The 25,724-nt window shown below is 41.2% G+C and carries 23 protein-coding genes; 17 read left to right on the top strand and 6 right to left on the bottom strand.

The window, feature by feature from the left end:
- The first annotated feature begins 90 nt into the window (after positions 1-90).
- Both spo0A and WDJ61_RS11975 read left to right on the top strand, forming a co-directional pair.
- Positions 91-879 (top strand): sporulation transcription factor Spo0A, encoded by a 789-nt coding sequence (gene spo0A, locus WDJ61_RS11980; protein WP_338750007.1) that lies wholly within the window; start codon positions 91-93, stop codon positions 877-879.
- A 107-nt stretch (positions 880-986) separates the two neighbouring features.
- On the top strand, positions 987-1,721 hold the full coding sequence (locus WDJ61_RS11975) for a glycerophosphodiester phosphodiesterase (RefSeq protein WP_338750005.1): 735 nt from the start codon (positions 987-989) through the stop codon (positions 1,719-1,721).
- 74 nt (positions 1,722-1,795) lie between these two features.
- On the opposite strand, the gene WDJ61_RS11970 is transcribed toward WDJ61_RS11975, so the two are convergent.
- A complete protein-coding gene (locus tag WDJ61_RS11970) occupies positions 1,796-2,032 on the bottom strand; it encodes a DUF2627 domain-containing protein (protein WP_338750003.1) in 237 nt (78 codons plus the stop codon).
- 127 nt (positions 2,033-2,159) lie between these two features.
- Here WDJ61_RS11970 and WDJ61_RS11965 point away from each other — a divergent pair, with 127 nt between their 5' ends.
- From WDJ61_RS11965 to WDJ61_RS11940, 6 genes are all read left to right on the top strand, one after another.
- The gene (locus WDJ61_RS11965; RefSeq protein ID WP_338750001.1) at positions 2,160-3,869 is read left to right on the top strand and encodes a sigma-54-dependent Fis family transcriptional regulator; all 1,710 of its coding nucleotides are present in this window, start codon (positions 2,160-2,162) and stop codon (positions 3,867-3,869) included.
- A gap of 151 nt (positions 3,870-4,020) precedes the next feature.
- Positions 4,021-5,115: a branched-chain amino acid dehydrogenase gene (gene bcd / locus WDJ61_RS11960; protein WP_338749999.1), complete on the top strand. Its 1,095-nt coding sequence runs from the start codon at positions 4,021-4,023 to the stop codon at positions 5,113-5,115.
- A 64-nt stretch (positions 5,116-5,179) separates the two neighbouring features.
- The gene (gene lpdA / locus WDJ61_RS11955; RefSeq protein WP_338749997.1) at positions 5,180-6,604 is read left to right on the top strand and encodes a dihydrolipoyl dehydrogenase; all 1,425 of its coding nucleotides are present in this window, start codon (positions 5,180-5,182) and stop codon (positions 6,602-6,604) included.
- Positions 6,605-6,630: 26 nt separating this feature from the next.
- Positions 6,631-7,626 (top strand): thiamine pyrophosphate-dependent dehydrogenase E1 component subunit alpha, encoded by a 996-nt coding sequence (locus tag WDJ61_RS11950; RefSeq protein WP_338749995.1) that lies wholly within the window; start codon positions 6,631-6,633, stop codon positions 7,624-7,626.
- Between the two features lie 17 nt (positions 7,627-7,643).
- Positions 7,644-8,627 (top strand): alpha-ketoacid dehydrogenase subunit beta, encoded by a 984-nt coding sequence (locus WDJ61_RS11945; RefSeq protein ID WP_338754784.1) that lies wholly within the window; start codon positions 7,644-7,646, stop codon positions 8,625-8,627.
- A 23-nt stretch (positions 8,628-8,650) separates the two neighbouring features.
- Positions 8,651-9,931 (top strand): dihydrolipoamide acetyltransferase family protein, encoded by a 1,281-nt coding sequence (locus WDJ61_RS11940; RefSeq protein ID WP_338749993.1) that lies wholly within the window; start codon positions 8,651-8,653, stop codon positions 9,929-9,931.
- 20 nt (positions 9,932-9,951) lie between these two features.
- On the opposite strand, the gene WDJ61_RS11935 is transcribed toward WDJ61_RS11940, so the two are convergent.
- From WDJ61_RS11935 to WDJ61_RS11925, 3 genes are all read right to left on the bottom strand, one after another.
- Positions 9,952-10,176, bottom strand: a complete 225-nt coding sequence (locus WDJ61_RS11935) for a hypothetical protein (RefSeq protein WP_338749991.1) — start codon at positions 10,174-10,176, stop codon at positions 9,952-9,954.
- Entirely contained in the window at positions 10,169-11,068 is a 900-nt protein-coding gene (locus tag WDJ61_RS11930) for an AraC family transcriptional regulator (protein WP_338749989.1), read from the bottom strand. The genes WDJ61_RS11935 and WDJ61_RS11930 overlap by 8 nt, the downstream gene beginning before the upstream one ends.
- 118 nt (positions 11,069-11,186) lie before the next feature.
- Positions 11,187-12,047: a DUF1002 domain-containing protein gene (locus tag WDJ61_RS11925; protein ID WP_338749987.1), complete on the bottom strand. Its 861-nt coding sequence runs from the start codon at positions 12,045-12,047 to the stop codon at positions 11,187-11,189.
- A gap of 244 nt (positions 12,048-12,291) precedes the next feature.
- On the opposite strand from WDJ61_RS11925, the gene WDJ61_RS11920 reads away from it, so the two are divergent.
- The 5 genes from WDJ61_RS11920 (at position 12,292) to WDJ61_RS11900 (ending at position 19,386) form a co-directional block, all read left to right on the top strand.
- Positions 12,292-14,229 (top strand): methylmalonyl-CoA mutase family protein, encoded by a 1,938-nt coding sequence (locus WDJ61_RS11920; RefSeq protein WP_338749985.1) that lies wholly within the window; start codon positions 12,292-12,294, stop codon positions 14,227-14,229.
- The gene (scpA, locus tag WDJ61_RS11915; RefSeq protein ID WP_338749983.1) at positions 14,222-16,414 is read left to right on the top strand and encodes a methylmalonyl-CoA mutase; all 2,193 of its coding nucleotides are present in this window, start codon (positions 14,222-14,224) and stop codon (positions 16,412-16,414) included. Before WDJ61_RS11920 ends, scpA begins: the two co-directional genes overlap by 8 nt.
- Positions 16,414-17,532, top strand: a complete 1,119-nt coding sequence (gene meaB / locus WDJ61_RS11910; protein ID WP_413789010.1) for a methylmalonyl Co-A mutase-associated GTPase MeaB — start codon at positions 16,414-16,416, stop codon at positions 17,530-17,532. Before scpA ends, meaB begins: the two co-directional genes overlap by 1 nt.
- Before the next feature lie 283 nt (positions 17,533-17,815).
- Positions 17,816-18,253, top strand: a complete 438-nt coding sequence (locus tag WDJ61_RS11905) for a BrxA/BrxB family bacilliredoxin (RefSeq protein WP_338749981.1) — start codon at positions 17,816-17,818, stop codon at positions 18,251-18,253.
- Between the two features lie 143 nt (positions 18,254-18,396).
- Positions 18,397-19,386: an aromatic acid exporter family protein gene (locus WDJ61_RS11900; RefSeq protein ID WP_338749979.1), complete on the top strand. Its 990-nt coding sequence runs from the start codon at positions 18,397-18,399 to the stop codon at positions 19,384-19,386.
- A gap of 38 nt (positions 19,387-19,424) precedes the next feature.
- Here the strand turns inward: WDJ61_RS11900 and prli42 are convergent, their stop codons facing one another.
- Entirely contained in the window at positions 19,425-19,553 is a 129-nt protein-coding gene (gene prli42 / locus WDJ61_RS11895; RefSeq protein WP_338749977.1) for a stressosome-associated protein Prli42, read from the bottom strand.
- Between the two features lie 365 nt (positions 19,554-19,918).
- Here prli42 and mce point away from each other — a divergent pair, with 365 nt between their 5' ends.
- From mce to WDJ61_RS11875, 4 genes are all read left to right on the top strand, one after another.
- The gene (gene mce / locus WDJ61_RS11890) at positions 19,919-20,335 is read left to right on the top strand and encodes a methylmalonyl-CoA epimerase (RefSeq protein WP_338749975.1); all 417 of its coding nucleotides are present in this window, start codon (positions 19,919-19,921) and stop codon (positions 20,333-20,335) included.
- Positions 20,336-20,342: 7 nt separating this feature from the next.
- Positions 20,343-21,899 carry an acyl-CoA carboxylase subunit beta gene (locus tag WDJ61_RS11885; RefSeq protein ID WP_338749973.1) on the top strand — a complete coding sequence of 519 codons (1,557 nt, stop codon included), beginning with the start codon at positions 20,343-20,345 and terminating at the stop codon, positions 21,897-21,899.
- Positions 21,900-22,011: 112 nt separating this feature from the next.
- On the top strand, positions 22,012-23,133 hold the full coding sequence (locus WDJ61_RS11880) for a tripeptidase T (protein WP_338749971.1): 1,122 nt from the start codon (positions 22,012-22,014) through the stop codon (positions 23,131-23,133).
- A gap of 183 nt (positions 23,134-23,316) precedes the next feature.
- Positions 23,317-23,793, top strand: coding sequence for a chemotaxis protein CheW (locus WDJ61_RS11875; protein WP_338749970.1), 477 nt, complete (start codon positions 23,317-23,319; stop codon positions 23,791-23,793).
- 247 nt (positions 23,794-24,040) lie between these two features.
- Here the strand turns inward: WDJ61_RS11875 and WDJ61_RS11870 are convergent, their stop codons facing one another.
- A complete protein-coding gene (locus WDJ61_RS11870; protein ID WP_338749969.1) occupies positions 24,041-25,444 on the bottom strand; it encodes an APC family permease in 1,404 nt (467 codons plus the stop codon).
- Between the last annotated feature and the right edge of the window lie 280 nt (positions 25,445-25,724).

Genomic DNA, 25,724 nt, shown 5'->3' with positions numbered 1-25,724 from the left:
AGAGGAAAAATTAAAGGATTTCATTTCTCTTTGTCGAAAAAACCATTAGAATATACTGTAAGAGTAAACAAAATGTGAGGGGGAGCGTTTTTGAAAAAAATTAAAGTAGCTGTTGTTGATGACAATCGTGAACTAGTGAAGTTACTAGAAGAATACATTTCTTCTCAAGATGATATGGAAGTAGTGGCAAAGGCGAACAATGGACAAGAATGTTTAGAAATTCTTCCAGAGGTGAAAGCGGATGTATTGATCCTCGATATTATTATGCCGCATGTAGACGGATTAGCTGTATTGGAAAAAATGAGAGAGATCAATTTAGCTACAATGCCAAATGTCATTATGTTAACAGCATTCGGTCAAGAGGACGTGACAAAGAAAGCGGTTGACCTTGGCGCTTCCTATTTTATGTTAAAGCCGTTTGATATGGAAAGCCTCGTTAGTCATATTCGTCAAGTTAGCGGTGCTGAAAATCCAGCGATTCAGCGCTCATTAAATTCAGTCCTAAAGCCGGCAGAGAAAAAGCCAATCAATCTTGATGCTAGCATTACGAGCATTATTCATGAAATCGGAGTTCCTGCTCACATCAAAGGATATTTATATTTACGTGAAGCAATTTCGATGGTTTACAATGACATTGAGTTGCTTGGCTCGATTACGAAAGTGTTATATCCTGACATCGCCAAAAAATACAACACAACAGCCAGTCGAGTTGAACGTGCGATTCGTCATGCCATTGAAGTGGCTTGGAGCCGTGGAAATATCGATTCCATCTCCACTTTGTTTGGTTATACTGTATCTATGTCAAAAGCAAAGCCTACAAATTCAGAATTTATTGCGATGGTGGCAGATAAATTAAGACTAGAGCATAAAGCTTCTTGAAAAAATTAGAAGAATGCCATATTGTATAAACGTGTAAAGAGGAGCGAAAATCATCGTTTCCTCTTGTTTTTTGTTCAGAGACGAGCAGGAAAGGAAGATCCCATACAATGACATTAATTTTTGCCCACCGAGGCTATTCGGCTGTAGCACCTGAAAATACGATGCTTGCGTTTCAAGCTGCTAAAGAAGCTGGTGCGGATGGAATTGAACTAGATGTTCAAATGACAAAAGACGGGTGCGTGGTCGTCATTCATGATGAAAGATTAGACCGTACAACGAATGGGAAGGGCTATGTGAAGGATTGGTCTTGGAGTGAGATGAAGTATTTGCAAGCATCATACAAATATACTAACACCCAATCTCCACCAACGATTCCTTTGCTTACAGATGTATTTAATTGGATGAGAACGAATAACTTATTATGTAATATCGAGTTGAAAAATAACGAATTTCTATATACAGGGATGGAAGAAAAGGTCCTTCAGTTCATCCGTCAATATCAATATGAAGATCGAGTGATGATCTCTTCATTTAATCATTATTCTTTGGCCCATTTCCATCGTCTCGCACCGGATATTAAAACGGCCATCTTGTATTCCTCTCATTTGTATATGCCATGGAAATATGCGGCAGCTATTGGAGCTAGTGCGATTCATCCAAATGTTCGCACAGTCAATAGCAGCATCATCAAAACCTCTATTGAAGCAGGCATTGATATTCGCCCTTATACGGTCAATAAGGAGAAGCAAATGGAGTGGCTTATGAAGCAAGGCTGTTCTGCTATATTTACCGATGATCCAAAAAAAGCGATTGTCATTCGAAAAGTAGTCCTTGGGAAGTAAAGAATAAAAGGCTTTTCTAGAAATGTTCACACAAACATTCTAGAAAAGCCTTTTTTGGAGTATGGATAATTCCTTCACTGTTTTTTGAAGCGATCCTGTACTTTATTATTTTTCCGATCACGGCGAAAAATAAATCCTGCGATAAAGCCTAATCCTCCAACAAATAAAAGTAAACCGGCGATAAATTGCATCCATAAAAATGGGAAAGGGGGGTGTGAAACGCCAAATAGCATATCCCTCATTAATTTAATCCCTAATCCTGCAAGAAAACCTGGAATGACTAATATTAATAATGCGACAATTCGAACCATTTATATGCTCCTTTAATTGTTACTCACAAAAAATCATATCCTACTAGGTAAATTTGTCAAGCAAGAGTTTTTTCGCTTACAATAGACATATGCAAAAAGCTGCAGAAAGAAAGTAGGGGGTGGAAAGATGCAATATGATCTTATTTTTGAATCAATTGATGAAGGAATGATTGTAGTCGATCACTCTGAAAAAATTATTTTGTACAACAAAAGTGCGGAACAAATCCTTGGAATAGATAAAAACAAGGCGATTGGTCAACATATTAGAAATGTCATTCCAACTAGTCGACTTCCGGAAGTCATGCAAGAAAAGAAGACGGAGATTAATCAAGAACATCAACTCTCTACCGGTTTAAAAATTATTACTTCGCGCATTCCAATGATTACTGATGAAGGGGAAGTCATTGGGGCTTTTTCTGTTTTTAAGGATATTACCGAAGTGCTGAACTTGGCTACAGAAATCACCAATTTAAAAGAAGTACAAACAATGCTTGAAGCGATTATTTATTCAAGCGATGATGCCATCTCTGTTGTGGATGAACAAGGAAGAGGGTTGTTAATTAACCCTGCCTATACAAGATTAACTGGGTTAAGTAAAGAAGAAGTGATCGGCAAGCCAGCTACAACGGACATATCTGAAGGAGAAAGCGTTCATCTCCAAGTGCTTAAAACGAAGCAACCAATGCGAGGCGTGAAAATGAATGTTGGCTCAAAGAAACGAGAAGTCGTCGTCAATGTGGCTCCCATCGTTGTTGATGGACAATTAAAGGGCAGTGTGGGCGTCATTCATGATTTAACAGAAATACAGTCATTAACGAAACAATTGAATAGAGCAAGGCAAATTATTCGAACGTTAGAAGCGAAATATACATTTGAAGATATTGTCGGAAACTCCGACGAAATGAAAATAGCGATCGAACAAGCGAAAGTGGGAGCAAGTACGCCAGCAACTGTTCTTTTAAGAGGAGAATCAGGAACGGGAAAAGAGTTGTTTGCTCATGCGATTCATAATGCCAGCGATCGACGTTACAATAAATTTATCCGAGTAAATTGCGCCGCTCTTTCCGAGTCATTGTTAGAAAGTGAACTGTTTGGATACGAAGAAGGCGCCTTTTCAGGAGCGCGGCGCGGGGGAAAGAGAGGGCTTTTTGAAGAAGCTAATCATGGCAGTATTTTTCTTGATGAAATTGGTGAATTAAGTGCCAACACTCAGGCAAAACTGTTACGGGTGCTGCAAGAGCAAGAAATTGTTCGAGTAGGTGGGACAAAATCGATTCCGATCAATGTTCGTATTATTTCAGCGACCAATGTCAATTTAGAAAAAGCGATGGTGGATGGCAGCTTTCGTGAAGACTTGTATTATCGCTTGAATCGAATGCCGATACATATCCCTCCGCTTAGAAATAGAAAAGCGGATATTCCGTTACTATGTGAGCGTTTAATTATTAAGTTAAATCAAGATTATGGCCGAAATGTAAAGGGGCTGACGCCAGCAGCTTTAAAGAAATTAATGAATTATCCTTGGCCTGGCAATGTTCGTGAACTAGAAAACATTTTAGGCAGAGCGATGATTTTTTCGACGTACACCGAGACGCTGATCGATGCGGGCACACTGTATGTCATTGAAGGGCAACCTGATTCAATGGCTCATGAAAGAAAGGCGCTTGATCAGGACGAATGTTGTGAAAACCTTCAAGAAATGATGGACAACTATGAAAAAAAAGTAATTAAAGCCGCTCTTGAGCAAAATAACGGAAATAAAACTGCCACAGCGAAAAAGTTAGGTGTATCCATTCGCAGTTTGTACTACAAATTAGAAAAGTATAACTTGAATTAAAATGCATGCAAAAAAATTCATATAGTGCAATTATTTGCACGTTTCTATTTGGGAATTAAAGCGTTTTCATGAAAAAAGGATTGGCATGATAATTGCAATATTAGAAACGAAGAGGTTAAAATTATTTATGTGTAAATAAGGAGGATTTATAATGGAAATTTTTAAATATATGGAAACCTATGATTACGAGCAACTGGTCTTTTGTCAAGATAAAACATCGGGATTAAAAGCCATTATTGCTATCCATGATACAACGCTTGGACCAGCGCTTGGTGGAACGAGAATGTGGACATATGCATCAGAAGAAGCAGCCATTGAGGATGCCCTTCGTTTAGCTAAAGGAATGACATATAAAAATGCAGCGGCAGGGCTTAATCTTGGCGGGGGAAAAACGGTGATTATCGGCGACCCTCGAAAAGATAAAAGCGAAGAAATGTTCCGAGCATTTGGCCGTTTCATTCAAGGGTTAAACGGTCGTTATATTACGGCTGAAGATGTGGGAACAACTGTCGAGGATATGGATTTAATTCATGAAGAAACAGATTATGTGACAGGTATTTCACCAGCCTTTGGATCTTCAGGTAATCCATCTCCAGTGACAGCTTACGGTTGCTTTGTCGGTATGAAAGCAGCGGCAAAGGAAGCATTTGGCACAGATTCATTAGAAGGATTGACTGTATCCGTTCAAGGAGTAGGAAATGTTTCTTATCATCTTTGCCGTCATCTTCACGAAGCAGGAGCAAAGCTGATCGTGACAGATATTAATAAAGAATCTGTTCAGCGAGCAGTGGCTGATTTTGGTGCTCAAGCAGTAAATCCAGACGAGATTTATGGAGTGGAAGCTGATATTTTCGCCCCATGTGCTCTTGGAGCGATCATCAATTCAGATACGATTCCGCAACTGAAAGTAAAAGTGATAGCGGGCTCTGCCAACAATCAATTAAAAGAGGATCGCCATGGCGATGAATTGCATGAGCGCGGCATCATTTATGCACCGGACTATGTTATTAATGCAGGTGGAGTGATTAATGTAGCCGATGAACTTCATGGATACAACCGTGATCGGGCGATGAGAAAAGTAGAACAAATATATAACAATATTGAAAAAGTAATTGAGATCTCTAACCGTGACGGGATTCCAACATATAAAGCGGCCGATCGTATGGCGGAAGAAAGAATTGCGAAGATGCGTGGATCTCGCAGTCAGTTTTTATTAAACGGTCACCATATTTTATCAAGACGTTAAAAGATCACTAAAGCATTAATAAAAAGGTCATCAACGAAAGAGTAAGAGTAGAGGAGGAGAATCAATGGCTGAAGAATATGATGTAGTCATTCTCGGTGGAGGAACGGGTGGATATGTAGCGGCTATTCGAGCGTCGCAGCTCGGATTAAAGACGGCCATTGTTGAAAAGAGTAAGCTAGGGGGCACCTGCTTACATAAAGGTTGTATTCCAAGCAAAGCTTTGCTTCGAAGTGCTGAAGTATTTAAAACAGCTCAAAAAAGTGAGGAATTCGGTGTCTCTACAGGAGAGGTCTCGTTGAATTTTCAAAAGGTTCAAGAGCGAAAAGAAACCATTGTTAACACGCTTCATAATGGAGTCGTTGGATTGATGAAAAAAGGGAAAATTGATGTGTTTGAAGGCATCGGTCGTATACTAGGTCCATCGATTTTTTCACCACTTCCAGGAACGATCTCCGTAGAAATGAATAATGGGAGCGAAAATGAAATGCTCATTCCTAAAAATGTCATCCTTGCCACAGGGTCACGTCCAAGAATGTTACCTGGGCTAGATTTTGATGGGGAGTGGGTTCTTTCTTCCGATGAAGCACTTGAGCTGAAGGAAGTACCTGAATCGATTATTATCGTCGGTGGAGGCGTGATCGGGATTGAATGGGCCTCCATGTTAGCTGATTTTGGTGCGAAAGTGACGGTATTAGAATACGCCAATCGGGTGATTCCGACAGAGGATGAGGACATTTCTAAGGAAATGGAGCGGCTATTGAAAAAAAGAGGTATTGATATTGTGACGAATGCCAAAGTGCTTGCTGAAACGGTACAAAAGCAAGATAGTCAAGTCACGATTCAAGCCGAAGTGAATGATGAAGTGCGCTCGTTTACAGCACAGAAACTGCTCGTCTCAGTTGGACGACAGGCGAACGTGGAAGGAATTGGTCTTGAAAATACAGATATTGTTGTAGAAAAAGGCTTTATTTCCGTTAACGAATTTTATCAAACGAAGGAATCCCATATTTATGCGATTGGTGATGTGATTGGTGGTCTTCAACTTGCTCATGTCGCTTCGCATGAAGGGGTAACGGCTGTGGAACATTTAGCAGACGAAGAAGTGTACCCGATTGATTATACAACCATTTCTAAATGTATTTACTCAAGCCCGGAAGCAGCGAGTGTTGGCTTAACCGAGCAAGAAGCGAAAGATCAAGGCTATGAAGTGAAAACAGGCAAATTCTCTTTCCGAGCGATCGGAAAAGCGCTCGTTTACGGAGAAAGTGATGGCTTTGTCAAAATCGTAGCTGACAAAAAAACAGATGATTTACTCGGCGTTCATATGATTGGTCCTCATGTGACGGATATGATTTCAGAAGCAGGGCTGGCTCGTGTGCTTGATGCGGCATCATGGGAAGTAGCTCATACGATTCATCCGCATCCGACATTGAGTGAAGCGATTGGTGAAGCTGCTCTGGCTGTTGATGGTAAAGCAATTCATTCTTAAAATATGTTACTCAAGGAGGAATAAATATGGCTGAAAATCGTCACGCAACATTAGGATTAAGTGATGAAAAGGTACTAGAGATGTACGAAATGATGTTGCTTGCCCGTCGTTTAGACGAGCGGATGTGGTTATTAAACCGTTCAGGTAAGATTCCGTTTGTTATTTCCTGTCAAGGCCAGGAGGCGGCACAAATAGGAGCGGCGTTTGCTCTCGATCAAGAGAAGGACTACGTACTCCCTTACTACCGTGATCTAGGCGTCGTGTTGACGTTCGGCATGACAGCAAAGGAGATTATGCTTTCTGGCTTTGCGAAAGCGGAAGACCCTAACTCCGGCGGCCGACAAATGCCTGGACATTTCGGCCAAAAGAAGAACCATATCGTCACGGGATCTTCTCCGGTAACGACACAAGTTCCGCATGCAGTCGGGATTGCATTAGCAGGAAAAATGGAGAAGCAAGATTTAGTGACGTTTGTGACATTTGGAGAAGGCTCATCGAACCAAGGGGATTTTCATGAAGGAGCCAATTTTGCAGGCGTTCATAAGCTTCCAGTTATTTTTATGTGTGAAAACAATAAATATGCGATTTCTGTTCCAGTGGAAAAGCAATTAGCTTGTGCGAATGTATCGGACCGAGCGATTGGATACGGGATGCCGGGATTCACCATTGACGGAAACGACCCGATTGAAGTTTATAAATATGTGAAAGAAGCAGCTGAACGTGGACGACGCGGTGAAGGACCGACATTAATTGAAACGGTTTCTTATCGTTTGACTCCGCACTCTTCCGATGATGATGATCGTAGCTATCGTTCACCAGATGAGGTGCAAAAAGCAAAAACAAACGATCCGATTATTACGTTTGGTGCGTATTTAAAAGAAACGGGTGTCATGAATGATGAACTCGAAAAAGAAATCAATGATCGCATAATGATTCAAGTGAATGAAGCGACAGATTATGCGGAAAATGCACCTTATCCAAATCCGGAAGATGCACTTACATTTGTCTATGCACAAAAGTAATAAGGGGGGAGTAAATGATGCCAGTAATTTCTTATATTGATGCGGTAACAATGGCGATTCGTGAAGAAATGGAACGGGACCCTAAAGTGTTTGTTTTAGGGGAAGATGTTGGAAAAAAAGGTGGCGTATTTAAAGCCACTCAAGGGTTATATGAACAATTTGGCGAGGACCGAGTCATGGATACGCCGCTTGCGGAGTCGGCGATTGCCGGAGTCGGAATTGGTGCAGCGATGTACGGGATGCGCCCAATTGCTGAGATGCAGTTTGCTGACTTTATCATGCCCGCTGTGAACCAAATTATTTCAGAAGCGGCTCGTATTCGCTATCGCTCCAATAATGATTGGAGCTGTCCGATGGTGATTCGTGCTCCTTATGGCGGTGGCGTTCATGGAGCGTTATATCATTCGCAATCAGTAGAAGCTGTTTTTGCCAATCAACCAGGTCTAAAGATTGTTATGCCTTCTACGCCTTATGACGTGAAAGGGTTATTAAAAGCAGCGATCCGTGATGAAGACCCTGTATTATTTTTTGAACATAAACGAGCTTACCGCTTAATTAAAGGGGAAGTCCCTACGGATGATTATGTGTTGCCAATCGGGAAAGCGGATATTAAGCGTAAGGGAGAAGACTTAACAGTTATCACGTACGGTCTATGTGTCCATTTTGCCATGCAAGCAGCTGAAAAACTGTCTAAAGATGGCATCGAAGCCGAAATTCTAGATTTACGTACCGTTTATCCGTTAGACAAAGAAGCGATTATCGAAGCGGCTAGTAAAACGGGGAAAGTACTGCTGCTAACGGAAGACAATAAGGAAGGTAGTATCATGAGTGAAGTATCCGCCATCATTGCGGAACATTGCTTATTTGATCTTGATGCTCCAATTAAACGATTAGCGGGCCCTGATGTACCAGCAATGCCGTATGCACCGACGATGGAAAAATACTTCATGGTGAATCCGGATAAAGTAGAAAAAGCGATGAGAGAGCTAGCAGAATTCTAATAGAGAAGGAAGGAGGAGTTTGTATGGGTGTAGAAAAGGTAACGATGCCTCAACTTGGAGAAAGTGTGACAGAAGGAACGATTAGCAAATGGTTGGTCAACGTAGGTGATCAAGTCAATAAATATGATCCCATTGCTGAAGTGATGACGGATAAAGTCAATGCGGAGGTGCCGTCTTCTTTTACCGGTGTCATTAAAGACTTAACGGCTGCTGAAGGCGATACGTTAGAAGTAGGCGAAGTAATCTGTTTAATGGACGTGCAAGGGGCCGGTGAAAGCGCCGAAACAGAAGCACCGAAACAAGAAAAGGCTGAGCAACCTGCTGAACCTACAGCGGCTGGAAATGAAAATAAAGCTCGTTATTCTCCTGCCGTATTGAAATTATCTCAAGAGCATGGCATCGATTTAACGAAAGTAACAGGTTCCGGAAAAGGTGGAAGAATTACTCGTAAGGATATTTTGAAAGTCGTTGAGTCTGGAGCCATTCTGCAGACAAATGAACCGTCTGCACGTGAAAACCGTGAGCAACAGGCTCCAATTCAAGCACCTGTTTATGAAGAAAAAGCAGCTCCGAAGACTGTCAAGCCAGCTGTTTCTCCTCTTCCTGGTGATGTGAGTATTCCTGTCAGCGGTGTCAGAAAAGCGATTGCAGCTAATATGGTACGCAGCAAACAGGAAGTGCCTCATGCTTGGACGATGATGGAAGTAGATGTAACGAATCTTGTTGCTTATCGCGATTCCATTAAGCAAGAGTTCAAACAAAAAGAAGGCTTTAACTTAACGTACTTTGCTTTCTTCATTAAAGCGGTAGCCCAAGCACTGAAAGAATTCCCACAAATCAATTCGATGTGGGCAGGTGATCAAATCATTCAAAAGAAAGAGATTAACTTATCCATTGCTGTTGCAACAGATGATGCTTTGTTTGTTCCAGTCATTAAACAAGCAGATGAAAAAACGATCAAAGGCATTGGTCGTGAAATTTATGAATTGGCTGGAAAAGTTCGTACAGGCACACTAAAAGCGGATGATATGCAAGGGGGTACATTTACGATTAATAACACGGGATCATTCGGCTCTGTTCAGTCGATGGGAATTATTAATTACCCTCAAGCAGCCATCCTGCAAGTAGAATCGATTGTAAAACGTCCAGTCATAATGGACAATGGAATGATTGCCGTTCGTGATATGGTCAATCTTTGCCTATCACTTGATCATCGTGTACTTGATGGACTCGTTTGCGGCCGCTTCTTGCAGCGCGTGAAAGAAATTCTTGAAAATGTATCAGAGCAAACGTCTGTTTATTAATAACAAGAGAGGCTGACCGATTAAGTCAGCCTCTCTCCATCTTGTTCAGTGACCACTATATAAGCGAAATTAGCCAAGAATATTAGAGAAAAAATGATCAGAGACTCTTTTGAAAACAAAGTCTTTCTTTCGGCATCAAACAATAAAACAGTACCAAAGTGAAGGATTCTGTTGATGGCACAAATAAATAGAGCATTAATCGAGCTGATGATCGCAGTTCGAATGTATAGGAAGATTTTATTCATCAGTAAGAACCTCTTCTTCAAATGATAAATTTGTTGGCTCATCTAATAATGTTTCTGTAAAGTTTAGATGAGTAACAGGCACATTTTTATCTACTTCTTCAAATGTAAAGCTATCTGTCCATACGTGACCGGTTCCAGAAAGCAAAATACCGAAAGAAATGCTGGAGCTGTTAGCAGGCACATCCAGAACAATGGAATAAAGGTTCCAATTTGTATCACCTTGAATCGGCCGATTATACATATTATCAAATTGCATGACATCACCTACCACATTATCGACGCGCATCCACATCCCACAAAGCGGCTGCACCTTTTCCGTTTTAATAAAAGCGGATAGCTTTATTCGTTTTCCAATAAATTTCTCCGCTCTGAATTCCTGCATCATTGTAGCAAATTCATTTTCGTCTTGAACGGTTACAGATTTCAAATAACCGGAATAGTGCCCTTGGTGGATTACTTGTTGATCTCTTCCCATTTGATAATTGTGCGGATGACTTCCGCTTAAAAACCATCCCTTTACATTTTGTTGGCTGTCCATTTGATTCCCTCCATTTGATTGTAAAATTGGGCTCATAATTTTTCGATATTGTCCCGGTGGCATTTGGTACACTTTTTTAAAAGCTCTTGTAAACGATTCCTGTGTGTTGAAGTGAAAATGATAAGCGATCTGGATAATCGTTTCATCGGTATAAAGCAACATGGATGCCGCATTCGTTAAACGTCTGCGGCGAATATACTCTGCCGCTGTCATCCCTGTTTCTTTCTGAAAGATACGATGAAAGTGAAACATGGAGAAGCCAGCATGGGTGGCGACCTTTTCTGGTGTGAGTGTTTCGCTTAAATGATTTTCGATATAGTCGATCGTTTTTTGTAACATTGGCTGGTAGTTCACGGTAGTTCCTCCTTTCAATTACAGAATACTAAAGAATAAGTGGAGATTCTTGACTTTTTTTGCTGTTTTTACGTATATCATAAAAAAACTGCCGGGAAGCTCCCAGCAGTTTTCTTAGTTATTTAAAGAGACTCGCAAACCAGTCAATAATTGATTGGAAAAAGTCAAGGATAGCTTGTAAAATTCCTTGCCCTTCTTCAGAGTTTTTGAACTCATTCCATCGCTCTTGTGCTTTGTCCACTTGATTCGTGACTTGATCCCAGTCAATGTTCAAGTCTTTCATTTTGTCAAAGAGGGCAGTCAACTGATCCATTTGCTCTTGATTGAGCTGGACGTTGAGCTCATTTGACACGTTGTTAATAATGACTTGAATATCTTGAATCGTTTGTGGGTTTTCCTGTGCTATTTCTTCTTTCACGCGTGCAATTAATTCAGTTGCTTGCTGCTCCCCGATTTGCTCGCCAAGTTTCGCCGTTGTGACCATTTCTTCATTGGCCACTTGCTTTTGCTCTTCTGGGATCTTTTCGCCTGTTGATGTTTCGTACGCTTTAATGAGTCCAGTTAAGCCAGCTGTTCCAGACACTTCAAACGGAGCGGTAATATAGACATCGGCATCTTTAACTCCCGCAGTGGACAAAGCGTTAGCATACATTTCTTTCGATACCCATGAAATATTATTTGTTTGCACATTAATGCCGTAGCCTTTTTCTTTCATGGTTATTTTACTTGATGAAATCGCTTTTGATCCAATTTGTGCTTTTGGAATATAGTTTCCTAAATATTTATGTTCTTCTTCATTTGATACCGTTACGGTTGTGACATCTGCAGGAACATCCATTTGTTCAAGTACTTGTTCTCTTTGAGCGGGTGTTAAGTTTTCACCGAGAGTAACAATTACATCTCCGACGACGCTATCTGCTTGAGCCATCGTTCCAAAGCTTAGGAGTAGCACCCCTAACCATGCGATAATTCTTTTCATTATGTTCTCCCCTAACTTTGATTCCCTCTCTTGTGTAGAAGGGTAATAATAGAATAGCACGTTCCACGTTTTTTTTCACGAAATGCTTTTTCTTTTTCCCTAAAAAAGGGAAGAGGTATTCTTGTTTTTTTAGGTTTCCCTGATTGATTCATAGTAAACCTTCATATAAAATAAAAATAGGTATAATATTTAGAATTTTTATACCTCGGATTGAAAACGATTACAAGGCAAAGGGGGAGACGAGATGAAGATTGAAGAGATGAAATCTCAAAATTTTGAGCATGTGTCGTTAGAGGAATGGAAAAAGACGGCTGAAGCATCATTAAAGGGGAAGTCATTGGCTAAGCTATATACAGAGACATACGAACAAATTACATTAAAACCGCTCTATTTAAAAGCAGACATAGAAAGTGTGGAAGAAGAACAGTTTCCAGGTATCCCTAGTTATACTCGTGGATTTTATAAAGGTGGCTATGTAGAAAGGTCATTAAAAACGGCTCATCCATTAAAAGCTCATTCAGCTAGTAATCTACAAACGAAGCTATCAGCTGCTATGCAAGCAGGGCAGGATGCACTCTCTTTTTCTATTGAGGAACAAGCGAGAATGACCTTCCGTGAATGTTCCCAATTGTTATCTAATCCATATCCGTTATACATAAACACAAAAGATCATTTTCTAGCGTTCTCAGCCTTTCTTTTAAAAGCGGATCTAGCTGAATTACAAGGAGTAATAGGAACAGATCTGTTATCGCATTTCGCGGCAAAGGGACTAGTTCCGGATGAGCAAGCGCTCGATCTTCATTTTGAGGCATTAACAGAAATGAAGCAGCGTTACCCGAAAGTCAAAACGGTAGTGATCAACACAGTTCCTTACGATTTAGCAGGTGCAACTGCCATTCAAGAAATTGCCATCGCGTTGTCTCAGGCCGTTTTCTATATAGAATGGCTAAAGGAGAAAGGGTGGACGCCATTAGAGGCGGTTCAATTATTTAGTTTTCACTTCGCAATAGGTTCACAGTTTTTCATGGAAGTCGCTAAACTACGTGCCTTTCGTAAACTATGGACAGCGTTATGTGAATCTTATCAAATTCATGGAGAAGCTGTGAAGGTAACGGTTGGTGCAGAAACGTCTGAATTTACGCTTTCAAAGCTAGACCGTCATGTCAATATTTTGCGAACAGGTAGTGAAGCATTTGCTGCTTTGCTTGGGGGAGTAGAATATTTACAAGTGACACCTTTTGACCAATTCAATGGCACAACTTCCACTTTAGCAGAACGTGTAGCTAAAAACATTCCATTGATGTTACAAAGTGAATCTCATTTGACGAAAGTGGTGGACCCGGCAGGTGGTTCTTATTTCATTGAGTCTTTAACGAATGAGCTCGCCCAAGCAGCGTGGAAGAAATTTTTGCAAATAGAAGAAAGTGGCGGAATGCTATCCGTATTGAAAGAAGGAACACTCCAGAAGGAATTAGCCCAAGTGCTAGAGCAGCGGATTGTCGATTTAGCTGTTCGTAAAAAGTCGATGATCGGGACAAATATTTACGCTGATTTGAATGAAACATTCTTTAGTGAGCACGAGGGAATGGAAGTGTTATTAGCCGATCGACAAGTAACTTCCTATAAAGAATTGCTTAATCAAGTGAGTGAAGAGCGGACGTTGGCTGAACTTCATGTCAGAGACAGCGGGGAACAAGTGATACCAGTGAAATCTCAACGGTTAGCCGAGCCTTTTGAACAATTAAGGGAACGCGCAGTGGGCATTCAAGCCAGTGGAAAAACGATTCAAGCAGGTCTTATTTGCCTGGGCAAACTGAAGGACTTTAAACCACGAGCAGATTATGTGACAGGTGTGCTTTCTACTGGTGGAATCTCTGTTCAATTGAGCGACGAGTGTCATTCAGTAGAAGAGGCAGTACGTTACGTAAAAGAAACTCAATTCCCTTATTACTGTATTTGTGGAAAAGATGAGACGTATAAGGAATTCGGTCCAAGCTTAGTGGCTGAGTTGAAACAAGCAGAAACAGCCATTCAAATAGATATTGCCGGCAAGCTTTCAGAAGAGGAGAACGCAGAATGGCGGGCAGCAGGACTTAATGGACATGTGTTTGCGGGACAAAACCTTTTAGATAAGCTTTCATCTTTATTAGCATTATGGGAAGGAGGAGCTACTCATGAGTAAACCTAATTTTAACAAGGTGGATCCATTCGTTGCGGAGAAAGAGAATTCTTTAGAGGAATGGAAACAGTCATTAGAGCATGAAGTTAAAAAATCTTTTGAAGAGCTTTCTTTTGAAACGAACGAGTTTATCTCTTTGCATCCTCTCTACACAAAGGAAGACACGAAAGAACTTTCGCATACAAATGATATGCCGGGGGTGGTCCCTTATACAAGAGGACCTTATCCGACAATGTATGTGAATCGACCTTGGACAGTTCGGCAATATGCCGGCTTTTCGACAGCAGAAGAAAGTAACGCGTTTTACCGCCGCAACTTAGCGATGGGACAAAAGGGGTTATCTGTTGCGTTTGATTTGCCGACTCACCGCGGGTATGATTCCGATCATCCACGAGTGGTTGGAGACGTCGGAAAAGCTGGAGTGGCCATTGACTCTGTTGAGGATATGAAAATTTTATTTGCTGGCATTCCGCTTGATCAAATGTCGGTGTCGATGACGATGAATGGAGCCGTTTTACCAATTATGGCTTTCTATATCGTCACAGCCGAAGAACAAGGCGTATCTCAAGAGAAATTATCTGGGACGATCCAAAACGATATCTTAAAAGAGTATATGGTGCGTAATACGTACATTTATCCTCCTGATGTATCGATGCGGATGATTGCTGATATTTTTGAATATACGTCTAAATATATGCCGAAATTTAATAGCATTAGTATTTCTGGCTACCATATGCAAGAAGCGGGTGCACCAGCCGATATTGAGCTTGCTTATACATTAGCGGATGGCCTTGAATACGTTCGTACGGGATTAAAAGCAGGGATTGACATTGACTCCTTTGCCCCGCGATTGTCTTTCTTCTGGGCAATTGGGATGAACTACTTTATGGAAGTGGCAAAAATGCGAGCAGCTCGTCGCATCTGGGCTCAGCTTATGAAGCCGTTTGAACCGAAAAATAGCAAATCGATGGCACTGAGAACGCATTCGCAAACATCTGGCTGGAGCTTAACGGAGCAAGACCCATTCAACAATGTAACAAGAACGTTGATTGAAGCTCATGCGGCGGCTATGGGACATACACAGTCTCTTCATACAAATGCACTCGATGAAGCGATTGCCTTGCCGACGGATTTCTCTGCTAGAATTGCTCGTAATACGCAGCTCTACTTACAAGAAGAAACAGGTATTACAAAAGTGATCGATCCATGGGCGGGTTCTTATTATGTAGAAACATTGACGAATGAGTTGATGGAGCGAGCATGGAAGCATATTGAGGAAATCGAAGAGCTTGGTGGGATGACAAAAGCGATTGAAACAGGTCTTCCGAAAATGAGAATTGAAGAAGCGTCTGCAAGACGTCAGGCACAAATCGATTCTGGAACGGAAACCATCATTGGGGTGAACCAATATCGTCTGGAACAAGAGGATCCAATCGATATTTTAGATATTGATAATACAGCCGTTCGTTTAAAGCAAATTGAACGCATTCAAAAGATGAAGGAAACGCGGGATGAAGAGAAAGTGGCGGCTGCTCTTCAAGCGATTACCGAGGCGGCAAGAACCGGAGAAGGAAACTTGCTTGCACTAGCTGTAGATGCCGCTAGAGCAAGAGCGACTTTAGGCGAAATATCCGATGCAATCGAAATCATTAGTGGCAGACATAAGGCGGTGATCCGATCAGTGAGCGGCGTGTACAGTTCTAACTTCTCTGATGAAGAGCAAATCCAAGAAGTGAAACGGATGACAGAGGAATTTAATGAGCAGGAAGGACGTAGACCTCGGATGTTGGTCGCTAAAATGGGGCAGGATGGACATGACCGCGGGGCGAAAGTAGTGGCTACAGCCTATGCAGATTTAGGGTTTGATGTCGATATCGGCCCGCTTTTCCAAACGCCAGAAGAAACGGCTTTACAAGCGGTTGAAAATGACGTCCATGCGATTGGTGTCAGTTCGTTAGCAGCGGGTCATAAAACATTGCTGCCGGCCTTAATTGCCGAATTGAAAAAGCTTGGCCGTGAAGACATTATCGTTTTCATTGGTGGTGTCATCCCTGCACAGGATTATGATTTCCTGCGTGCGAATGGAGCGGCAGCTATTTTTGGACCAGGAACGGTGATTCCGGTATCTGCCCAAAAGATTTTAGAAGAAATTTATAAGAGCCTCGGTTACGAGGAAGTGAATGAATAATGGATGAAAAACAAGATCCGAAGCTAGAAGAGAGCGGTGATTCTGCTCTTCATGTGATGAAGGGGATTGCTTCCTCACATGATGGCTTCACTTCTTCGAAAAAGAAAAGATTTCAAAAAAAAGTGAAAAGCTTGCCGAACATAGAGGAACTTGTTGCTGGTGTGCGTTCCGGGTCAAGAAAGGATTTGGCGAAAGCTATTACCTTCATTGAAAGTAACGCCAACGAGCATTATCAGTTTGGACAAGAGCTATTACAACAATTATTGCCGCAAACCGGTCGGTCGATTCGCATCGGAATTACTGGTGTTCCGGGAGCGGGGAAAAGCACATTTATTGAAGCGTTCGGTAAAATGTTATGTGACAGCGGATTTAAAACAGCGGTACTGGCTATTGACCCGAGCTCTTCTATTAGTGGAGGCAGCATTCTTGGCGACAAAACTCGGATGGAACTGTTAGCAAAACATCCAAATGCTTTCATCCGGCCTTCTCCATCTAGCGGAACGCTTGGCGGTGTGCATCGAAAAACGCGTGAGACGATGCTTCTTTGTGAATCGGCCGGGTTTGAGATTATTTTAGTCGAAACGGTCGGAGTGGGCCAAAGTGAATTCCTCGTTCGCGGCATGGTTGATATCTTCCTCTTGCTTGCCTTAACGGGAGCCGGCGATGAGCTCCAAGGCATGAAAAAGGGGATTATGGAGCTCGCTGATGCGATTATTGTCAACAAAGCGGATGGAGAGAATGAGCCTTTGGCGAAAAAGACGCAGCGAGAGTTTAATCAAATTCTTCATATGCTGCAGCCATCTACAAAAGGCTGGCAATCAAAAGCGTATACATGTTCATCGATCGAACAGCGAGGAATTGTCGAGATTTGGGAGATGATTCAGGCATTTGAGAAGGCGACGAAAGAAAGTGGCGTTTTTGACGAACGCCGAAGCAGCCAGACGAAGGAATGGATGCACACATTAATTCTTGAACAGTTAAAAACGAACTTTTATCAGCATTCATATGTCAAAGAGCATATAAAAGAGATGGAGAGAAAAGCGATGAATGGGGAAATGACCCCTTCGCAAGCGGTGGAGAATTTATTTTCCCATGTGTATCCTAAAACGAACGAATAAAACAGCGGGTTTTTGCCCCGCTGTTTTGTTATATAAAGTGAAACTTCAATCAGTGGGGGGTTTCTTCATCCTCCACTGATTGTTAGTTGAACAGATCGGGCTTTTACGGGCAGTTGATCCCCTGCCTAAATGGCTTTGCTTCTTCTGCCATTTTGAGGTGAGGGTCTTACTGCTCGTTAATGCGGGATAAAAAAGTGAATCGAAATAAACTTGTAGTATTTGAAAACAGTCGTCAATTAGCTTATCATAGTAGTACACTATGAAGGAAAAAGGAGAAGAGTCAATGAACATGGATTTTAACTTTTTAATGAATGATGTCGTTCGTCAAGCCCGTGAAGAAATTACGGCCGCAGGATATACACAGCTTCAAACACTAGAGGAAGTAGAAGCAGCATTTGCAAAATCAGGAACGACATTAGTAATGATCAACTCAGTTTGTGGATGTGCAGGAGGGATCGCTCGTCCGGCCGCAGCTCATTCAGTCCACTATGACAAGCGTCCAGCTCAACTAGTTACGGTATTTGCCGGTCAAGATAAGGAAGCAACAGCCAAAGCTCGCAGTTATTTTGAAGGCTATCCGCCATCTTCTCCATCGTTCGCTTTGTTAAAGGATGGCAAGATTTGTACCATGGTAGAGCGTCATGAAATTGAAGGCCATGATCCGATGTCAGTCGTTCAAAAGCTACAAGCAGCGTTTGATCAATATTGTGAGGAAGTGTAATTTTCTATGAAAGAGGTTAACTCTAATTATCGTACCGATCCTGGTCATATAAGTATCTACTGTAATAAATAGTAGATGCTTTACTAGGAGGTGATAATGGGTTAACCTCTTTCTTTTAATCATTTACTTATAGGAGTTAATCAATGTTTAAAATTGGGTACCGAACTATTAAGACAGCGATTGGCACAGCATTAGCCATTATGATTTCTCAGTGGATGGGGCTTGAAAACTTTGTTTCGGCAGGTATTATTACGATTCTCTGTATTCAAAATACGAAGAAAAAATCGCTTCAAGCCGCTTGGAGTCGCTTTCTGGCTTGTACGATAGCCATGGTTTTTTGTGCGCTGTTTTTTGAAGGGATTGCGTATCATCCACTAGTAATTGGGTTATTGCTGTTGTTCTTTATTCCGACAACCGTTTCTCTCGGATTAAAAGAAGGCATCGTGTCAAGTAGTGTCATCATTTTACATATTTTTTCTGATGGACATATTTCTAAGGAAAACATTCTCAATGAATTTGGGATTATTACCGTAGGAATGGGCATTGCTCTATTCATGAACTTATATATGCCGAGCTTAGAAGAGAAGTTGTATCAGTTGCAAGAGAAGATCGAGGAGAATTTCTATACGATTTTTCATGAGATTACGCTCTATTTGCGTGACAATGACCATATTTGGGACGGCAAAGAAATTACAGAGACCGCAAATTTATTGAAAGAAGGAAAGATGCTCGCTTATCAAGATATAGAAAATCATTTTTTAAGAGAAGAAAAGCTATTTTATAGTTATTTTAATATGAGGGAAAAGCAATTTGAAAAGATCGAGCATATTTTATGGATTGTCACCTCGCTTTCTCATCAAGTTCATCAAGCGCATATTATTGCCGACTTTATGGAAGATTTAAGTACGAATATTCACCCGGGTAACACCGTGCAGCTTTCTTTACAAAAGCTTCAAAGAATGAAGGCTGAATTTGAGCAGATGGAATTGCCGACAACGCGGGAAGAATTTGAAGCGAGAGCGGCGTTGTTTCAATTTGTCAGAGAGATGGAACAATATTTATTAATCAAAAGCTCATTTAAGGGGATGAAAAAAAGGAAAAAGACTGTCTATACAAGAAAAGCTCAAGCCTGAATCAATGTTCAGGTTCGAGCCTTGTATAAGACAGTCTTTTACATAAACATGGATAAGCCAACGAATAAAGTCGAAACTAACATCGTAAATAGCATGATATAAACCACTGTTTTTTGTATGTTTTTATTTCTCATAGAAAGAATCGTCGCTCCTTTTATGTGATACATTTTCTTCTTCTAATGATAGCTGTTTTTCATAGAAATCACAAGTTGATTTCTCCCGCATGAACGAGCGGTAAAATCCCCACCTCAACATAGCAGTTTAGGTGTAGGAGCCCCCACTGATTGAAGTTTCACTTTATCCCGCATTAACGGGCTGTAAGACCCCCACCTCAAGCGTAGGCATGTAGGTGGGGAATCAACAGCCTGTAAACGCCCGATCCGTTCAACTAACAATCAGTGGGGATAAAGAAAACCTCCACTGATTGAAGTTTCACTTTATTTTTGATCATCTTGATGAACAAGAAGGAATTTAGCGAATTATGGCGAATATTTAAAATGTTATAGATACTTTCTAAACAGGGGGATAGAGGATGATTAATAATATCAATCATATCGGGATTGCTGTCCGATCATTAGATGAAACTTTACCTTTCTATACAGAGCAACTGGGGTTATCGCTTGAAAAAATTGAGGTGGTGGACTCGGAGAAAGTGAAAGTAGCTTTTATCGATGCAGGAAATGTGAAGCTTGAATTGCTTGAACCGACGAATGAAGATAGTCCAATTGCCAAATTTATTGAAAAGCGCGGACAGGGAATCCACCATGTGGCGTTTGGTGTCACTGAAATAGAAGAGAGAATCCGTGAAATAAAAGAAAGAGGCATTCAAATGATTAATGAAACATCAAAGCCAGGAGCTGGAGGAGCACAAGTGGCATTTATGCATCCGAAATCTACACATGGCGTATTATTTGAGCTTTGTGATAAAAGCAAGGCGAAAGGGGACTGATGGAATTATGACAACTCAAGATATTTTCACAAGCATCAATGAACTATATGACAGGCGCCGTGAAGTAGAGCTTGGCGGTGGAGATGCCCGAATTGAAAAACAGCATGAAAAAGGCAAATTAACAGCGAGAGAGCGAATTGAATTATTAGTAGACCCGGGTACATTTGTGGAAATCAATCCATTTATTGAGCATCGCTGCAATGATTTTGGACTAGATGGAGTAAAGGGGCCTGGAGATGGTGTTGTGACGGGTTATGGGAAAGTACATGGTCGTCCGATTTATTTATTCTCACAGGACTTTACGGTATTTGGTGGAGCACTTGGTGAAATGCATGCGAAGAAAATTGCCAATGTGATGGATTTAGCTGCGAAAAACGGGGCTCCTTTTGTTGGATTGAATGATTCTGGTGGCGCACGTATTCAAGAAGGCGTTGTTTCACTAGATGGTTATGGTCATATTTTTTATCGAAATGCGATTTATTCAGGTGTGATTCCGCAAATATCTGTGATTATGGGACCATGTGCCGGTGGAGCCGTTTATTCTCCTGCTATTACTGATTTTGTGTTTATGGTCGATCAAACGAGTCAGATGTTTATCACAGGCCCTAAAGTAATTGAAACGGTAACAGGTGAGAAGATTTCCTCTGAAGATCTCGGTGGTTCAAAAGTACATAATACGATTAGTGGGAATGCACATTTCCGTGGAAGTTCTGAAGAAGAAGTGCTAGAAATGGTCCGCGCTTTATTGAGCTATCTTCCACAAAATAACGAGGAAAAGCCAGCCATCAATGAATGTTCGGAAGAGGATGATTACCGTAAAGATATTACAGATGTCGTTCCATTTGATGGCTTGCGCCCGTATGATGTGCGCAAAGTGTTAGAGCATGTCGTCGATCCTGATTCCTTTATGGAAGTGCAAAAAGAGTTTGCAAAAAATATTGTGATTGGTTTTGCTCGTATTAAAGGGGAAGTGGTTGGGCTTGTTTGTAATCAGCCGAAATTTATGGCTGGTGGTTTAGATATTGATTCCTCCGACAAAGCAGCTCGTTTTATTCGTTTTTGTGACTCCTTTAATATTCCAATTATTACATTTGAGGATGTGTCTGGTTTCTTCCCTGGAGTCAAGCAAGAGCTAGGCGGAATCATTCGTCATGGAGCGAAGATTTTATACGCATATTCCGAGGCGACGGTGCCGAAAATTACAGTGATTTTGCGTAAAGCGTATGGTGGGGCATATGTGGCTCTGAACAGTAAATCGATCGGAGCGGATCTTGTTTATTCGTGGCCAAACGCAGAGATTGCGGTTATGGGACCTCAAGGGGCAGCGAATATTATTTTTGCTAAAGAAATTGCCAATAGTGAGAATCCAGAAGAAACGAGAGCGAATAAAATTGAGGAATATCGTGAGAAGTTTGCCAATCCATATGTGGCCGCTGCACGCGGAATGGTGGATGACGTGATCGATCCGCGAGAAACAAGAATCAAATTAATTCAAGGATTAGAAATGATGCGGACGAAAAAAGAAACGCGCCCGCATAAAAAACACGGCAATATCCCTTTATAATTCTTTTTTCATCCGGTGTTCCTATGAACACCGGATTTATTAATATTTGGCTTCGTTCTCGTACAAGAGTATACTTGAAAATGGAACCATTTTTATTGGAGGGAATTAACTGATGATTAATCAAGAGCGTTTATTAAATGAATTCCTTGAACTTGTTCAAATTGATTCAGAAACAAAAAATGAAGCGACGATTGCGAAAGTATTAACGAAGAAATTTGAAGAGCTTGGTGTTCAGGTGTATGAAGATGATACTACGGCTCAAACTGGACATGGAGCAGGCAACTTAATTTGCACGCTTGAAGCAACGAAAGACGGTGTAGACCCGATTTACTTTACGTCTCATATGGATACGGTCGTTCCAGGTGTCGGCGTGAAGCCAAGCATTAAGGATGGATATGTCGTGACAGATGGAACGACGATTCTTGGAGCGGATGATAAAGCGGGTCTGGCTGCTATGCTGGAATTAGTGAGAGTATTAAAGGAACAAAACTACAATCACGGAATGATTCAATTTATTATTACAGTAGGGGAAGAATCTGGCCTTGTTGGAGCGAAAGTGTTAGATCGATCCCTTGTGAAAGCCAAATTTGGTTATGCCCTTGATAGCGATGGCCAAGTAGGTAATATCATTGTAGCTGCGCCGACGCAGGCAAAGATCAAAGCCGAGATTTATGGAAAGACTGCTCATGCGGGTGTAGCACCTGAAAAAGGGGTATCTGCAATCACAATGGCTGCAAAAGCGATCGCCAATATGCCACTTGGTCGAATTGATGAGGAAACGACTGCGAATATTGGCCGCTTTGAAGGAGGACGTGCAACGAACATCGTGTGTGATTATGTTCATATTTTAGCTGAAGCACGTTCCCTTGTTTCGGAAAAAATGGAAGCACAAGTAACGAAAATGAAGGAAGCATTTGAAAAGACAGCAGAAGAAATGAACGGGCGTGCAAAAGTAGATGTGGAAGTGATGTACCCTGGTTTTAAATATGGAGAAGGGGACCATGTGGTGGAAGTAGCCAAACAAGCGGCAGCACGTATCGGTCGTCCAAGTCAATTGTTAACAAGTGGAGGCGGAAGTGATGCGAATGTCATTGCAGGCTTCGGTATACCAACTGTTAACTTGGCTGTTGGCTATGAAGAAATTCATACAACGAATGAAAGAATGCCAATTGAGGAGCTAGTGAAGTTAGCGGAAATGGCCGTCGCGATCGTAGCGGTTGTTTCGGAAAATTAATTTTTTTGTAGTTGGATCTGTGAATGAAGTTATTCCACAGATCCATCTTTTTTAGGCAAGGGGAGATGTAGTATCCACCCATGGGAAATTAGTTCTTGTATGAACTAATTTTTTCATCGTTCTTTTTACCTATTTTTCTTTTTGTATGGTACATTAAGAGGAGAACAATGAAAGGGGAAGCTTATGCAATCGATCAATAAAGCTGTTATTTTTGAGTCTGGAAATGAAGAGTATGCCGTTCCAATTCAATCAGTCATTTCTATTGAAAAGGTGAATTTCATTAATCCAATTCCTCACTTGCCTCTTTATTTAAAAGGGGTAACGAAGATTAGAGAAGAACTTTTGCCTGTGATTGATTTTGAGTATGTGTTATATAAGCGGATGCTTTCTAGTGTAGAAGAGGCTCGACTTCTAATCGTTCAAACGAATTCACTACCTGTGGGATTACTTGTGAAGGAAGCGAAAGAAATCATTGAGTTCCCTGATGAGAGTGTTCGACAAGTGAATTTAATATCCTATGAAAGTACAAGATTTTTCTCAGGTGTAGCGACGATTGGCGATCGGCTTATTACGATCATTGATGTGGATGTGTTAGTGTCTTCATTAGAAGGAATAGAAGATGTGAAAGACTTCATGACAGAAGCGAAGGATGATCAATAAAGAAGTGTAAAGTAGACAAAGAAAACAGCACCGTTGAATAGGTGCTGTTTTCTTTGTTATAGGACTCTTTCAATCAAGAAAAGAGTTGATTTTTATCCCGCATTAACGGGCTGTAAGACCCCCACCTCAACATGGCAGAAGAAGCGCAGGCATGTATGTGGGGGATCAACAGCCCGTAAACGCCCGATCCGTTCAACTAACAATCAGTGGGGGATGAAGAAAACCCCCCACTGATTGAAGGTTCACTTTATTTAACCTTTCTTACTTGATCATTTTTGCTCATGGATACGCTATTTGAGCGCGAAGACATCTTAAATGCGAAGAAGAATCCGGCCACCCACCAGCCGATAGTAATTGCCCACTCATACGGCCAAATTAACGCAGAAGGCATACCAGGCATGTATAAAATGATAAAGCCAAATGTTAAAAATAAAGACATCCAACCAATGAAGGAGCTTTTTCCTGCACGGAACGGTCTTTCAAGGTCTGGTTGGTTTTTACGTAGAACAAGGAATGCCCATGAAACCATAAAGTAAGCAATTACGATCGCTAAGCCACCAGCATCTACAAACCAAACAAGGGCTGGATGACCTAATAAAGGACTGAGAGTAGATAATATACCAATGAATAAAATTGCATTTGAAGGTGTTTTATATTTTGGATGGATCTTTCCAAACCAAGCAGGTAGAACACCGTCTTGTGCCATTGCGTACATAATACGACTACCACCAATGATAAAGGCATTCCAGCTTGTTAAAATACCGGCGATTCCACCAAGGATTAAAATTTTAGCAAAAATAGGGGAACCAAAGGCAGCTGCCATCGCATCTGCTGTAGCTAAGCTACTATTCGCTAATTCTTCTGGTACAAGGCTTAATGAAACACCCAAAATAATAAGTACATACCAAAGAACAGCAAAGCTTACAGATAGAAGTAAAATTTTCCCGATTGCTTTCATCGGAATGTTCATTTCTTCTGCTACTTGAGGGATAACATCAAAACCAACGAATAAGAATGGAGTCATGATCATGACCGCCATCAGTCCGCCCATACCTCCAGTGAAAAGAGGTTCCATGTTTTTGACTTCCCCGCCACCAAAAATAGAACCAAATACTAGCATCAATCCAATAACTGTTAATAATGTCGTTAATACGATTTGAAGAAAGGCTGCTTGTTTAACACCCTTCCAGTTAATAATTGTTACAATAATCGAACCAATCATCCCAATGGCTGCCCATGAAGCGTACACTTCATAATCAGCTAATGTCCATAAATAACCCACTTTAAAATCAGGGAAAATATATTCAATAACAGTTGGAAGAGCAACCGCTTCGAAAGCAACTACTGTGATATAACCTAATAATAAGGCCCAAGAAACAATAAAGGCTGCTTTGACGCCGAGGGTTTCCTTTACGAAGTAATAGGCACCACCGGTTTTCGGAAATACAGTTGTAAGCTCAGCGTATGTTAAACCTACAAAAATAACGAGAATCCCACCGAGTAAAAATGCAATGATTGCACCAAGAGATCCAGCTTTTAAAATCCAATCACCAGAAAGGACCACCCATCCCCAACCAATCATGGCTCCGAATGCTAGAACTAGTACATCAACACGAGACAATACTTTGTCAAAATCTTGCCCTTTTTCCATTATAACCTCCAATATTTCAGATGGAACCGCTATCATTCCAAATTATTTTTTTATGAATATTACGTCTTCATCGGCCGTTAACTGTCCATTTTGTTATTTGTATAACAAATGGGTGAGAAGAGCCGGCTCATACTATTCAAGCAATAAAAAAATCCAGTTTATTTCCATCCACAGCAAATAACTGGGGGAGGAAATGAACTGGCTTCATGTCTACTGAAACTGATCTGGCGGGAAAAGCGAGTAGACTTAACAGTTACCTAATATTGGATGAATCATTTGT

The organism is Bacillus sp. FJAT-52991 (assembly GCF_037201805.1).
In the GTDB taxonomy this organism is placed as follows: domain Bacteria; phylum Bacillota; class Bacilli; order Bacillales; family Domibacillaceae; genus Bacillus_CE; species Bacillus_CE kandeliae.
Note: the sequence above shows the minus strand (reverse complement) of the source record. Positions and strands in the feature narration are given on the sequence as shown.